Source organism: Enterococcus sp. MSG3290 (assembly GCF_050555565.1).
In the GTDB taxonomy this organism is placed as follows: Bacteria; Bacillota; Bacilli; order Lactobacillales; family Enterococcaceae; genus Enterococcus_B; species Enterococcus_B faecium.
Genome location: NZ_CP187862.1, coordinates 655,252 through 670,102 on the forward strand (window position 1 = coordinate 655,252; position 14,851 = coordinate 670,102).

Consider the following 14,851-nt stretch of genomic DNA (forward strand, 5'->3'; position numbering starts at 1 on the left):
TTTTGTTTGGCTGTTCTTATTACTTGATGCAGAACAGCTTTTTCACAACCTCTTCCTTATACGGTGTTCTCCTGCCAGCTCCTCGGTTACCAGTCACAATATTTAATAAACATGAGGAGCTATTTTTTGAAATTGCTCCTTGTGACTCGGAGTGAAACGGCAGGCTCACGACCTCTTTGTGTGTTTCATAAGTATTCTTTTACTTTATAGTCACAAGTTTTTTCAATGGATCTGTCCCGAATTTTTTTTCTTGATAAAGCAGGATTTCCGCACATGCACGACTATCTTCCAATGCATCATGGTGATGATCTAATTGGATGTTCAAATTTTCGCACACAGTGTTCAATCGATGATTTGGAAATTCAGGAAACAAGCGACGGCTACTTTTCACTGTACATAAAGAAAGATAATTAGGCTGTTCAAGATGATAATAATCTAAGCATCCCGCTAAGACCTTTGTATCAAAAGCAGCATTATGTGCAACGACTAAACGATTTTTTTGAAAATATGGTTGGATAGTTTGCCAGACTTCTGGGAATTTCGGCGCATTGCGTACGTCTTCTTGATGGATTCCGTGAATTTGGACATTTCGCCAGAAAAAAGGAGTCTCAGGCTGTATCAATGTATAGAATTCATCAACGATCTGGCTGTTTTTTACCATGACTAGCGCAAGAGAACAAGCACTATAAGGCTGATGATTGGCAGTTTCAAAATCCATGGCAACAAAATTCATTTCTGTAAAACCTCCTTGGGAAATTACTGTAACATACTTTTGAAAAAAGCAAATAAATTTAACAAAAAACATAGAATTTTTTATGTAATATTTGTTGAAAAAAGCTAGTTTTTGAACTTATTCCTTGTGATTTGGAGTTAGATAGGGATCATTACTTCTCGGTATTAAGTCAAACTTATGCAAAGTTGTGAGGAACCATTTTCAAAAAAATTTCTTACGACTCGAAAGTAGGCGACTTTTTCACAACCTCTCCACTAAACGGTGTTCAATCAGCTGACTCTCGGTATTAGCTCAAAAAATGGCAAAATATGAGGAACTATTTTTCCATTTGTTTCTCTAATACTCAGGTCAGAACGCTGATTTTACAACCTCTCCACTAAACGGTGTTCAATCAGCTGACCCTCGGTATTAGCTCAAAAAACGGCAAAATATGAGGAACTATTTTTCCATTTGTTTCTCTAATACTCAGGTCAGAACGCTGATTTTACAACCTCTCCACTAAACGGTGTTCAATCAGCTGGCCCTCGGTATTAGCTCAAAAAATGGCAAAATATGAGGAACTATTTTTCCGTTTGTTTCTCTAATACTCAGGTCAGAACGCTGATTTCACAACCTCTCCACTAAACGGTGTTCAATCAGCTGACCCTCGGTATTAGCTCAAAAAATGGCAAAATATGAGGAACTATTTTTTCCATTTGTTTCTCTAATACTCAGGTCAGAACGCTGATTTTACAACCTCTCCACTAAACGGTGTTCAATCAGCTGGCCCTCGGTATTAGCTCAAAAAATGGCAAAATATGAGGAACTATTTTTCCATTTGTTTCTCTAATACTCAGGTCAGAACGCTGATTTCACAACCTCTTAATAAACGGTGTTCAAAAGCTTGCATCTGCGGTAATAAGCCCAAACAAACGAAAAACATGAGGAACTATTTTTGTTTGGCTGTTCTTATTACTTGATGCAGGACAGCTTTTTCACAACCTCTCGATAAACGGTGTTCAAAAGCCAGTTTCTCGGTATTAAGCCAAATTTATGCAAAATGTGGAAAGCCATTTTCACAAAATTTTTCTTACTACTCGAAACTAAACGACTTTTTCACATCCTCTTTATTTCAAATCTAATTCTACTGGACAATGATCACTGCCCATAATGTCCGTATGGATCTTTGCATCAGCTAGTCTTGGCTCTAAATCTTTGCTCGTCAAAAAGTAATCGATCCGCCAACCAGCATTGTTTTTTCTTGAATTGAATCGGTAGTTCCACCAAGAGTAGACACCTTCCTGGGTTGGATAAAAATAACGGAATGTATCGATAAACCCGTTATCCAACAGTCGAGAAAGAGCCGCTCTTTCTTCTGGAGTGAATCCAGCATTTTTTTGATTCGTTTTCCAGTTTTTCAAATCAATCTTTTGATGAGCGACATTTAGATCCCCACACACGATGACTGGTTTTTGTTTTTTTAGATTTTCCAAATAATTATAAAAGGCTTCTTCCCATTCTAATCGGTAATCTAAACGTTTTAATTCGCTTTGAGAATTTGGCGTGTAACAGGTTACAAGAAAGAAATCGGAATATTCCAAAGTAATCAGACGGCCTTCTGTATCATGGATATCGATACCCATTCCGTAAGTGGCATTCAATGCTGGTTTTTTAGCAAAAATCGCTGTGCCGGAATAGCCTTTTCGTTCCGCGTAATTCCAATATTGATAATAACCTGGAAGATCTAAATCAATTTGTCCTGCTTGGAGTTTCGTTTCCTGCAGACAGAAAAAATCGGCGTCTAACTCATGAAAAACTTCTAAAAAATTTTTATTTACGATGGCACGAAGCCCGTTTACGTTCCAAGAGATAAATTTCAATAAAAGCACACTCCTTCGAATTAATTTCCTTACCTTTGCGATACTATTGTACCTCATTTTAGTAAAAAATGGTGTAAGATGAAAGTAACTAAATGATCCAGGAGGAAAGTCGATGAAGATTGGTGTAATCGGTGTAGGGAATATCGCAGAAAAAGCATATTTACCAACTTATGCGAAAAAACAAGGAACACTTGATTTTTATTTTGCAACAAGAAATAAAGAAACAAAAGAAAGAATTCAAAAAGAGTACGGGTTCCAACATCTATATGAAACGATCGATGAGCTTTTAGAAGAAAAAATCGAAGCATGTATGATCCACGCAGCAACAAAAGTACATTATGAATTAGCCAAAAAATGTCTAGAAAATGGTATCCATGTTTATATTGACAAACCACTGAGTGTCCATCTAAATGAAGTTCGTGAATTGCAAGAATTAGCTGATAAGAACCAAATAATTTTGATGATCGGTTTCAACCGACGCTTTGCTCCTATGGTAGAAGAATTGAAATGTATCCCAGATAAGCGGTTGATCCACCTGCAAAAAAATCGAATAGCGGCAAAAGAAACGACAGAATTCGTCCTTTATGATTTGTTTTTACATCTTATTGATACAGCTGTGTATTTATTAGATGAACCCATTTTGAGAACAAAATACCAGATAAGAGAAACAAAGGAATTTTTGGAATATGCCATTTTACAATTAGAAACACAAAATCAAACGGCTATTTTAACGATGGATTTAGCAAGTGGCGCTAATATAGAAAAATATCAAGTAACAAGTAAAAATGGTACTTATGAAGTAAACGATCTGACCCAGCTTGTCATTCAAGATGCTGATGGAAAAAAAGTGAAAGAATTTGGCGACTGGACAAACACGCTAGTCAAACGCGGGTTTGAGCCAATGGTAGAGGCCTTCTTTTCTCAGATCCGTTTAGGTAAATCGGAAACAGAAGTGCTTAAACAAAAAGAAGTTGTAAGAAGTCATGAATTATGTGAGAAAGTGCTTAAAGATCACTACCGTCATCAACTTTGAACAAGACTGGCAAGATTGTATTAAGCGTGATAGAATAATGAGGACGTTTGAGAAAAGAAAGGAAAATCCTCAGTGAATAAAGAAGAAATAGTTGAAAGCTTAGCCACGATTACTTTATTGTTTGATGAACCATTGATGAACTATACGTTTACGAAAACAGGCGGACCAGCTGATGTCCTTGCATTCCCGAAAAAGCAAGACGAAGTAAAGCAAATCATCGATTATTGCCGAATCCATGATATACCTTGGATGGTATTAGGAAATGCAAGCAATCTGATCGTTCAAGATGGCGGGATTCGCGGTGTAGTCATCATGCTGACTGAAATGAAACAGATTCATGTCAAAGGAACGATGGTCATTGCGGAAGCAGGTGCCTCACTGATTGATACGACTTATGCAGCTTTGGCAGAATCATTGACTGGATTTGAATTTGCTTGCGGCATCCCGGGAAGTGTCGGTGGAGCGGTTTATATGAATGCAGGTGCGTATGGCGGAGAGATCAAAGATGTTTTTGCTGAAGTGGATCTTTTGCTTGAAGATGGAACATTGAAAACTTTGACAAAAGACGAAATGGTATTTTCTTATCGTCACAGTAAAGTCCAAGAATTACGTGCTATCGTATTGGAAGCTCGATTCAGTTTGCAAACAGGGGATTATGAAGCAATCAAAGCAAGAATGGATGAGTTGACCGAATTGCGTCAATCAAAACAGCCATTAGAATACCCTTCATGCGGAAGTGTCTTTAAGCGCCCAGTAGGACACTATACAGGTCAGCTGATCCAACAAGCAGGATTGCAAGGCCTGAAATGGGGCGGTGCACAAGTCTCTGAAAAACATGCTGGATTCATCGTCAATATCGATCATGCGACAGCGACAGATTATATTGAATTGATTGCGCACATCCAAGAAGTAATCAAAGAAAAATTTGATGTGTCTTTAGAAACAGAAGTGCGGATCATTGGAGAAAAACAAGCAATATCAGAAACAAGCAGAAGTTTAGCCAATTAATAAGTAATGGAACTTAAAATAAGTAAAAGAGCAGGACGGTGGCCGCCCTGCTCTTTTTTGTGGTTGTTTACGCAAATGGCGCAAATCTTGTACATTTTAACACAATAAAACAAAAAATATAGAATATTTCCTCATAAATTTTTCCATTTTTTGCAATATTCTCAAAAAAAAGATAAAAAATGAGAATAACTGATGAAAAAACAAGCATAATCCATCATAAAATCAGTATAGGTGAAAAGATGAACTTTCATCTGCATATCAAGTAATTGGTATGAGGCATTTTTTGAGGTGTAGGATATGAAGTTGGATTACCTTATAGAAGAGGAAGATAGAGAAAAACTGCTGCTAGCTAGATATTTAGAATTTGAGAAAAAGAATTATGTAGTGCTACCTAAGTTATATGAAACATTAGGTTTGTCTAAATTTAAAACAAGAAATTATATCATAGAATTAAATAAAGAATTTACTGAATTCAAAACAAAGCCAGAGATCCAAATTTCAGAAGAAGCAGAGATCCATGTCGAACGTCTGAATTTGACGGATATCAAAAATTTAAGAAGAATCTACTTTCAACGATCAAAAATTGCTCGACTGTTAACGGAGATCGTGGATTCAAAAGTAACGATCGAAAAATTTGCAGAGAATCATTTTTTAAGCATATCAAGAGCCTATGTAAAAAGAAGAGAATTAGTCTCTTTTCTTGAACAGCATCAAATAAAGTTAAAGAAAAACATATTAGTTGGGGAAGAAATAAACATACGGAACGTATTATTTGGGGTATATTTCGGGGTCTTTAATGGTTTTTCTATGCCATTTAGAGAAAGCGTCATGAATGAAGCAAAGAGTATCGTGCAATATTTTGAATATCTGTTCAATTTAAAACTGTCTGCAACAAAACGAATCAAATTCAATTTGCTAACCACTATTAGTTTGTTGAGGGCCTATGGGAATCAACCAATCGGAAAACGTTTCTTTTCAGATGAATACTTTAAGAGCTCAGAAGGAATGAAGATCATCAAGGATTTATCACATATTTCTTTTCTTCATATCCCTAAAGAGCAGATCATTGATGAGATTTCTTATATCATGTTGTTTTTGATCACGGAAGAAGAATTTGAATTAGATGGCGCATTTGGACTTGCGGAAGCTCATTTTCATGATATCCACATGATTAGTCAAAAAATGTCAGTGGAATTGATTGATCAATTACCATTTTCGATTGAAATCTCTGAAGAAGAAAGACTATATATACGAAAAGAACTTCGTATGGGTATGATGCATGTCAATCGAAAAAATTGGATATTCGACTTTGAGATGACTAGCTTTACGTCTAAAAAGCAGCTACAGTTTTTCTTCGAGACGTATCCAATATTCAGTACAGCAATCCAAAAGGTCATACAAGAGAATAAACGCTATTTCTTGGGAAAAGATGAACGTTTCATGATTCGCTTATTTTATGATTATCTCTTTTTATTGGTCGGTATTTGTCCGGTATCATATTTTGAAGCACCGATTCATGTCTGTATTGATTTTTCGCAAGGATCTGCTTATACCGATTACATTATTTCTCAAGTGAAAGGATTTAAAAATTACAATATTGTGATTGAGAGTCGAATCACTTCTCGTACGAATATTTATTTATCTGATTGTTTACTTGAAAAATTTAATAAAGAACAGATAATTTGGAAAAATCCACCGACTCCAGATGACTGGGAATATTTTGGAAATATCATCATCAGAGAAAAAAATAGACATTTAACTGAAAAAATCAGCTAGTATTTATGGATGGCAGCTTTGTCTCACATATTTATTAGCTGATTTATGTTTTTTTCAAAGAAAAGGTAACTAGATATAACTAGATATATTACTTAACAAAATTAAAAATTACATAAGTTATTATTCCGATTTTCTTGAAACAATAAAAAATCAAAAAAAATACTCTCCTAATAGTCCATCTTCTTTTGATTTTATTTATATAATGAAATCATCTTATGAAAATTACTACTTCATGTTTAGACAAGAGTAGGGAGGACTAAGAATAAATGTGTTCAAAAAGACGTTCAAAACAACTAAATAAACACGCTTGTCGTTTAGATAAGGAACGGTCGTGTTCTGAAAAACACTACGTTAAGTTTATGATGCGCACGATGCTGATCAGTTTATCTGTAGGTGTCTATATGCATGTACCCGTTCAGGCAACGACACAAACCATCAAGGTCGTACGTACCTCTGTTTCTGAGACCACTGATTCCCCTATCACTATTACTCATACTTTCACTGATGCAAATGGAAAACAGCTACTTCCTGCATTGACTTCCTATAATAAAGTCAGTTATCCTCCAACGATAAACCACTACTGGTTAATTCCTAACAAAACATTATGGACATCGGAAACCGGAAGCAGTGTGCCGCTTTCTATCTTTTCCGATATGACTGATCCTACAAAAGGTGATCAGTTAAAACAGATCACTGATATTTTGAATCATGCTTTGACAGATCTAAAGGACGGTGGAAGCGCACAAGTTTCTTATGTATATGAAAAAGATTATTCACAGTTTGAAGGAAAGAAAATCGATGTTCTGGCAGGGACAAAAGTTTCGATATCTGATCTGGTAGAAAGGCTGAAGAACGCAGATGGAACACAAGGAGATATGTCCAAAGTAATTTCAAACAATGGGAATATCGTGGATACGACTAATACAGGAACATCTACTATTTCCTTGTCCTATTTTGATCCAATTGCTTTAAAAACAATGACTGCATCTGCTGTGATCCATGTTCGTGCTGATCAAACAGCTATCAAAGGAAAAGATCTTCACTTAAGAACAGGAGAGAGTTACGCCCCTAAAGATCTTGTTGAATATGTAACAAAAAGCGATGGAACTTCAGGAAATAAAGAAGAAATCAAAATGAACGGGACAGTAGATACTACAACTCCGGGAGAATATCCCGTTGTATTAACTTATATAGACTCGAAAACATCAAATGTGGCAGAAACAACAGCTGTAGTTTATGTAGAAGCATCTGCTGCTTCATCGACTGTCATCACTCATTTTATAGATAGTCAAACAAATAAAGAACTTCAAGCAGAAACACATATGGGTAGTGTAAATCGTATTCCTGATTTGCGCCTACCTGCTGAATTTTCTGATCGAGTGCCAAATATAGATTTATCGACTTATGAACAAGACGGAAAAGTCACTTCTATTTCTGATTGGATGCAAGCAAACGGATTAGACAGAAAAAGTCACTGGTCGGAGATCCTTGAAGTACTTCACTCAGAACTGATGAATAACAGGAAGCAATCAGGAGGGGAAATTACCTTTACTTATGTTTATATACCAGACAATCGTTCATTAGAAGGCCATGATCTTATTGTTCATCCAAACGAAAAAATAAACAAAGAAGAGTTGATCCAATCAGCAACAAATTCCTTAGATAAACCCGTACCGTTAAAGGATGTATCGGTTACAATCAATGAAGTACCATTGGAGGATGGTTATTTGACCAAACAAACAGGTGATTTTACGATTATGTATAGTTATCATGACCCGTATTCACTCCAAGAACTCCATGCTCAGTCACTATTACATGTTTTACCATTAAACAAACAGATAGATCAAAAAGAACAAAAAAGACAAGAAGAAAGCTTGTCAGAAAAAAAACAACAAATGGCTCATGCAGTTTCTCCAACAGGGAAAGTAAAACAAACAAGAAGCCTAGAGTTAGCAAGAATATCTAGAAAAATCTCAGAATCTAATAAAACGATAAGGCAAGAAGCGCATTTGGCCCCACAAGTTTCTGGATTGGAAAATGAAATTTTAGAGCCTAAAATAAAACAACAATCAGAAAAAGAATTTGTTGCTAAACAGTCGGAAGATCAGAAGGAATCAGATGACCAGAAGGAAACGAAGAAAAAACGCTTGTCAACTATTGATTCCACCGATGAGCATCTGCAGCCGCAAGTACCACTTCCTAGTCCGGGAACACCCGCACCTGGTGGAGGTATTCCTTCTTCTTCTGCTTTAGGAGATTTCATGCGAGGTATGGCAGGAACATGGGTATACGCTAATCGAAATGAATTTGACGCAGATGACTGGTTCTGATTTATATCTCTATCTGTTATAGTCAAATAAGTAGCTGAGTCATATGTTATTTGGCATAATGGAGACGAGGAGGGATAGAAAAATGTTAGATAAAACGTTACCTTACGCAGAAATCTGGATGACAAGACCACTTCAACAAAATGTTCCAATCACGCCTTTAGCGGAAGGTTTTGAATTTCGATTTTATCAAAAAGAAGATGAATCTGCTTGGGCGGAGATTGAGACTTCCGTTGGGGAATTTCAAACGACAGATGAAGCACTTGAGTATTTTCAACAAAACTTTGCTCCTTATCCTGAAGAACTTGAAAGAAGGATGTTTTTTGTAGAGACAAAAAAAGGAGAAAAAGTAGCAACCTGTACCGCTTGGCGAAAAAAATCAAGAGAGCAAGTGTATCCGGTTTTTCATTGGTTAGCAGTGAAACCAGATTACCAAGGAAAAGGGCTCGCAAAAGCATTGACTGCCAGAGTCTTGCAAGAATTTCCTACCCTCCATACGGACGGACCAATCTATCTTCACACACAGACATGGAGCCATCAGGCGATTGCTCTTTATAAAAAAATGGGTTTTACTTTTATTGCTGAAAATCTAGACGGCACACCTAATCCAGATTATGAAAAAGTTATGCAGGTTTTAAGTAAATTAGATAAATAACGAAATGGTGAAATAAGTCCTCAGTATTGGGATAAAAAACGAAATAGTCATTCCTCATATCTTACTTTTTTGAGTTAATACTATCGGATAACTAATGGCATGCCATACATTCAAAAAAGAAGGGGCAGTGACAAAAGTATTGTCACTGCCCCTTCTCTTGTTTTTTAGCATGTTTTATCGTTTGATTTTTTTAGGAATAAAATTCTTGATGAACGTAAATTTTTGGTAATCGTTTCGACTATAGAGGTAACCAAATACACTGAAAACAACTGCTCCAATAAAATTAACAAATAAATCCTTCATAGTATCCATGATTCCCACGTCTAAGTAACCATTTTGGATGATTGTTTTATCTGTTTTACCATCTGCATTTTGACTTTCAATGATTGTCCGAGTGATATCTGGAACATGATAGACAGTGTTTCCGTCTTTACTTAACTCCACACTATTGATTTGCTGGATGATCGTATCTTTTTGCATATCGAATTGCAGTAATTTATCTGCTGAAAATTCCACAAACTCCCACATAACACCAACTGTCATCGAAAAACAGAAGGAAACAACTGCTAGTAATAAAGGAGTCAAGTTCATGGTTTTTGTATTTTTATTGAGCAAATAAACAAGGGAAAAGCCGACACCCCCAGCTAAAAATCCGCTGAATGCATGTAGAAAAGTATCCCACATTGAAAAATAGCCATAAAAATCACTTAACTCACCTAAAACTGTTGAACTAAAAATAAAAGATAACAAAATGATTTCTAGCATATTTGGAATCTGTATCTTTAATATCTTTTCCAGAAAATAAGGGATTTCAAATAAAATTAGTGTCAATAATAAAAGCATCGTATTTCCCCAATGTTGGTTCCAAATCTGATCAGCCAACATAATAACAACGATGATACGTAATAAAATATAGATTCCATTTGTGATTCTGCCAGCAGTTTTTGTACTGTTCGTAAAAAAGGTTTTCAAATGATTCATAAAATAACTCCTTCATGTATATCCTTAATTATACTAAGAAGCGTGTGTTTACCAAAGCTATATGACTTAAAGAAAAACAGAGTTGATATTGTGAAAAAAATCACTTAATATAGTATAAGGAGAAAAGGGGGATACAAATGAAAAAATTAGTTGCTGGTTTATTAACAGCCGTTGCACTTCTTGCTATGAGCGCATGCGGCGCAGATCAGAAAAATACAGCGCAGACAAGTTCTAGTACGAAGGAATCTGCCGAAGTATCATCAGGCGCTTCTGAACAAGTATATACAGATCCAAAAGAAATGAAAGAATCTTATGATGTCGTGATTATTGGAGCTGGTGGTGCAGGGATGGCAGCAGCTATCGAAGCAAAAGATGCTGGGTTGAATCCAGTAATTTTGGAAAAGATGCCTGTTGCCGGAGGAAACACATCTAAATCATCAAGCGGTATGAATGCTTCAGAAACAAAATTTCAAAAAGAAGAAGGAATCAAAGACTCGAATGATGCCTTCTATGAAGAAACGCTAAAAGGTGGTGGAGGAACGAATGATAAAGAAATGCTTCGATACTTTGTCGATCACTCTGCTGATGCGGTCGATTGGCTAGATCAAAACGGTATCAAACTGGACAACTTAACGATCACTGGAGGGATGAGTGAAAAGAGGACACATCGTCCGTCTGATGGCTCGGCTATTGGTGGATACTTAGTGGAGGGGTTATTGAATAACGTCCATGAGCGGGAAATCCCTATTTTTGTCAACGCAGATGTGACAGACATTAAGAAAAATGGGGAAACGGTCAATGAAGTGACTGTACATGTTCAAGGAGAAGAACCAAAAGAGGTCACCGGAAAAGCAATCGTAGTTACCACAGGCGGTTTTGGTGCCAGCAAAGAATTTATTGAAAAATATCGTCCCGATTTAGCTGATTATATTACGACAAATCAAGAAGGATCAACTGGAGATGGTATCACCATGATTGAAAAATTAGGTGGACAAACCGTTGATATGGATAAAATACAAATTCATCCAACTGTGCAGCAGGATGAGGGGGTCTTGATTGGTGAGGTTGTTCGCGGAGAAGGAGCAATCTTGGTCGATCAAGAGGGGAAAAGATTTGTCAATGAAATGGATACAAGGGATAAAGTATCTGCAGCAATTACAGCATTGCCTGAAAAATCAGCTTATTTGATTTTTGACCAAGGCGTGCGTGATCGTGCCACAGCTATTGAATTTTATGACCAAAAAGGATATGTCACAACTGGAAAGACAATGGAAGAATTAGCAGAAAAAATCGATTTACCAAAAGAAACACTAGCAAAAACAGTTGATGGATGGAATACGGATGTTGCGGAGAAAAAAGATGCTCAATTCAACCGTGCCACAGCCATGGAACATGACTTATCGTCTCCGAATTATTATGCGATCAAAATCGCACCAGGAATCCATTACACGATGGGCGGTGTGAAAATCAATACGAACACTGAAGTATTAGATAAAGAAAACCAGCCAATTAGGGGGTTATATGCTGCTGGTGAAGTCACAGGTGGCTTACACGGAAACAACCGGATCGGTGGAAATTCAGTTGCGGAGATCATTATTTTTGGGCGACAAGCGGGCATACAAGCAGCTCGATTTGCTTCGGAAAATGAATGAAATAGAACGTAAATAAAAAGAGGTTGTGAAATCAGCGTTTTGACCTGAGTATTAGAGAAACAAACGGCAAAATAGTTCCTCATATTTTGCCGTTTTTTGAGCTAATACCGAGGGTCAGCTGATTGAACACTGTTTAGTGAAGAGGTTGTGAAAAAGCTGCCCTGCATCAAGTAATAAGAACAGCCAAGTAAAAACAGCTTCTTATGTTTTTAACTTGGTTGGACTTATTACCGCAGATGCAAGCTTTTGAACACCATTTGTTCGGAAAAAGAGCGTGAGACAAAAGTGTTCTTTACTTTTGTCCCACGCTCTAAACACGTATAAACGGCGGAAGCAGAAGCAACTCCTTTGGAAATTAGCTGGAATTCACAAAAATTTGAAAAGCAATTTTCGTGAATTTCTTCTTATTTCTTGGAGTTAAACGCTTCTGTCCCAGCCTCTTTTTTGATCAGCATGATTTTATTCAGTTATCTTCAAAATGATTTTTCCGATGTTTTTGTTTGCTTCCATATATTCATGCGCTTGTTTGACTGCGCTGAATTGGAATGTACGGTCAATGATTGGCCGAATCTTGCCATTTTCTAGAAAAGGCCCAGCTTTTTGCATAAAAGTTTGTGCGAGCTCTGCTTTATACTGATCACTTCTAGGTGTCAATAATGTACCAAGCAGTTGGACACGTTTCCCAATCAATACACCAAGGTCTATCTCAGGCACGATGGTCCCACCTAGCATACCAATCAAGACCCAACGTCCATCAACGGCTACAGAAGCTAAATTCTTTTCCCAGTAAGAAGCGCCGATGAAATCCAAAATAACATCGACTCCCCGACCTTCAGTGATTTTTCGTACCTCTTCTTGAAAGTCTTGTTTTTTATAGTTGATCAATTCATCTGCACCAAGTTCTTTACAAAAGGCGAGTTTTTCTTCTGATCCTGCAGTAACGATGATTTTCGCGTGAGAAAGCTGTCTAGCTAATTGGATCGCTGCTGTTCCCACACCACTTGCTCCTGCATGGATCAAGACAGTTTCGCCTTCTTGTAATTTTCCAAGCCAGTAAAGTGTTTGATAAGCAGTCAAAAAAACTTCTGAGATTCCAGCAGCAGAAACATAGTCTAGCGTATCAGGGAGAAGGATTGCACGATCGGCAGGCATCACAGCATATTCGGCATAACCACCTAGATTGACTAATCCGTATACTTTTGTCCCAGGAGTAAAAGTGGAGATATCACTTTTATTCTCAACTACCTCTCCAGCTACTTCGACTCCCAAAATAGGGTAGGGAGGTTTCAAAGAGACTGATTCTCTTTTCATAATATCTGTTCGATTGACAGCTGCTGTATGGACTTTGATCAGTAATTCGCCTTGTTTTGGTTTAGGAACAGGCACTTCAATTTGTTCTAATACATCTACAGAACCAGGATGCTTGATTGAAATGGCACGCATGGATCTATTCCTCCTTTGCCCATTCTTGGAATGCTGTATTCAACTCTTTGCTACCTTCAGAAAGTACTAGAGTCGTACGAGAAATATCCGTTTCTTCCACTAGAGCGGCAAGTACAGCAGCAACTGTAGAGCGAGTGATCGTTTTTGATGCCTTCTCATTAGGCTTAGTTAATTGAATGGAAGTAACTTCTTCATCGTTAGTCAATGTGACTGGTTGAAGAATGACAAAATCTAAGTTAGTTCGTTTCAGCCATTCATCTGCATAATGTTTAGTAATATAATAATCTGTCATGGACTCAGGCCATTTTGCTGGTTCATCTGCATAAACAGCACTGACCATCAGATAGCGAGAGACATGCGCATTTTCAGCTGCGATCACTGTTTTGATTGCGCCATCCAAGTCTACTTGCAGAAGATTCTTTCCTTGAGAGCCGGCAGCAAAAATCAATACATCGATGCCTTTGAATGCTTCGGTCATTTTTTCCACGGACCAAGTTAAATCAAAAGAGACATACGAAACATTCTCTTTTTTTACTAATGTTTGGGAAGCAACATCTCTCACCCCTGCAAAAATTTCATGGGAACTTGGAGCTAAATCTTTTATCAGGTGTCGGCCAATTTGTCCGTTTGCACCTACAACAAAAATTTTCATTTGGATCATCCTTTCGACGTCAAATCTTTCCATTCAATAGTAACACCAAAAGAGAAAAAAATCAGAGATCGGCTACGATGACTATCAGTTAGTAAGAGAAGGGTGCTTGAAGTATCTTAACAAGACATTGCATACTGCTGCAGTCGCAAGACCTGCGACGATTCCTTCAGGTATACCACTTGTAAAAATAACCGCTAGAATAGCTGAATAAACAGCATTTAAATTTGTTCCGATGACTTTGGCATAATCTTGCTGGAATAAAAAGTAGATCATATTCATCACTAAAATCGTATTGGTCAATGAACCGGAAAGTCCAGCTAAGAATAAAGAAACGGAATCTGCTTTTTGTTTCATTAGTTTGCGCAGACCTTTATAAACGAAATAAGGAACCACCCCAATCAAGATGCGAGGAATAAACGCGATCAGCAAGGCTTTCCAGCTTCCATGTTCTGTTCCGATGACTGGGATAAACGGAGAAAAGACAAAAGACAAAGGTGTTTGGATAACTGTGCTACGGATCATGCTGATCAGTCCAAATGTACCGCCAAGAAAAGCACCTAGTCTTGGTCCTAAAACGATCGAAGCAATGATTACAGGAATATGCATGGTTGTTGCATTGATTGGACCGATAGGGATAAAACCTAAAGGCGTAACAGCTAATAAAATCAAAATAGCTAAAAACATCGCAGTTAATGTAAAGTTTTTTGTATTTTTCATAAGTACTCCTTTTTT

The 14,851-nt window shown here is 37.2% G+C and carries 12 protein-coding genes; 6 read left to right on the forward strand and 6 right to left on the reverse strand.

Annotation, left to right across the window (positions count from 1 at the left end):
* Positions 1-199: 199 nt before the first annotated feature.
* Both IGL31_RS03025 and IGL31_RS03030 read right to left on the reverse strand, forming a co-directional pair.
* The gene (locus IGL31_RS03025) at positions 200-733 is read right to left on the reverse strand and encodes a 3'-5' exonuclease (protein ID WP_002291442.1); all 534 of its coding nucleotides are present in this window, start codon (positions 731-733) and stop codon (positions 200-202) included.
* A 1,106-nt stretch (positions 734-1,839) separates the two neighbouring features.
* Positions 1,840-2,592 carry an exodeoxyribonuclease III gene (locus tag IGL31_RS03030; protein WP_002293820.1) on the reverse strand — a complete coding sequence of 251 codons (753 nt, stop codon included), beginning with the start codon at positions 2,590-2,592 and terminating at the stop codon, positions 1,840-1,842.
* Positions 2,593-2,704: 112 nt separating this feature from the next.
* Between IGL31_RS03030 and IGL31_RS03035 the strand changes: the two genes are divergently transcribed.
* The 5 genes from IGL31_RS03035 (at position 2,705) to IGL31_RS03055 (ending at position 9,391) form a co-directional block, all read left to right on the forward strand.
* The gene (locus tag IGL31_RS03035) at positions 2,705-3,625 is read left to right on the forward strand and encodes a Gfo/Idh/MocA family protein (RefSeq protein WP_002323796.1); all 921 of its coding nucleotides are present in this window, start codon (positions 2,705-2,707) and stop codon (positions 3,623-3,625) included.
* A 72-nt stretch (positions 3,626-3,697) separates the two neighbouring features.
* Positions 3,698-4,633, forward strand: a complete 936-nt coding sequence (gene murB / locus IGL31_RS03040) for a UDP-N-acetylmuramate dehydrogenase (protein WP_002291437.1) — start codon at positions 3,698-3,700, stop codon at positions 4,631-4,633.
* 297 nt (positions 4,634-4,930) lie between these two features.
* Positions 4,931-6,409 (forward strand): helix-turn-helix domain-containing protein, encoded by a 1,479-nt coding sequence (locus IGL31_RS03045; RefSeq protein ID WP_002317943.1) that lies wholly within the window; start codon positions 4,931-4,933, stop codon positions 6,407-6,409.
* Between the two features lie 266 nt (positions 6,410-6,675).
* A complete protein-coding gene (locus IGL31_RS03050) occupies positions 6,676-8,739 on the forward strand; it encodes a bacterial Ig-like domain-containing protein (protein ID WP_086299838.1) in 2,064 nt (687 codons plus the stop codon).
* 82 nt (positions 8,740-8,821) lie between these two features.
* Positions 8,822-9,391, forward strand: coding sequence for a GNAT family N-acetyltransferase (locus IGL31_RS03055; RefSeq protein ID WP_002287055.1), 570 nt, complete (start codon positions 8,822-8,824; stop codon positions 9,389-9,391).
* A gap of 174 nt (positions 9,392-9,565) precedes the next feature.
* Here IGL31_RS03055 and IGL31_RS03060 read toward each other — a convergent pair whose 3' ends face one another.
* Complete coding sequence (locus tag IGL31_RS03060; protein WP_002323382.1) at positions 9,566-10,372, reverse strand: hypothetical protein; 807 nt, start codon at positions 10,370-10,372, stop codon at positions 9,566-9,568.
* Positions 10,373-10,509: 137 nt separating this feature from the next.
* Between IGL31_RS03060 and IGL31_RS03065 the strand changes: the two genes are divergently transcribed.
* Positions 10,510-12,024 (forward strand): flavocytochrome c, encoded by a 1,515-nt coding sequence (locus IGL31_RS03065; protein WP_002287050.1) that lies wholly within the window; start codon positions 10,510-10,512, stop codon positions 12,022-12,024.
* 459 nt (positions 12,025-12,483) lie between these two features.
* Here the strand turns inward: IGL31_RS03065 and IGL31_RS03070 are convergent, their stop codons facing one another.
* The 3 genes from IGL31_RS03070 to IGL31_RS03080 form a co-directional block, all read right to left on the reverse strand.
* Positions 12,484-13,467 (reverse strand): NAD(P)H-quinone oxidoreductase, encoded by a 984-nt coding sequence (locus IGL31_RS03070; protein WP_086299837.1) that lies wholly within the window; start codon positions 13,465-13,467, stop codon positions 12,484-12,486.
* 4 nt (positions 13,468-13,471) lie between these two features.
* Positions 13,472-14,119 (reverse strand): NAD(P)-binding oxidoreductase, encoded by a 648-nt coding sequence (locus IGL31_RS03075; protein WP_002296930.1) that lies wholly within the window; start codon positions 14,117-14,119, stop codon positions 13,472-13,474.
* Positions 14,120-14,203: 84 nt separating this feature from the next.
* The gene (locus tag IGL31_RS03080) at positions 14,204-14,836 is read right to left on the reverse strand and encodes an ECF transporter S component (protein ID WP_002287046.1); all 633 of its coding nucleotides are present in this window, start codon (positions 14,834-14,836) and stop codon (positions 14,204-14,206) included.
* Between the last annotated feature and the right edge of the window lie 15 nt (positions 14,837-14,851).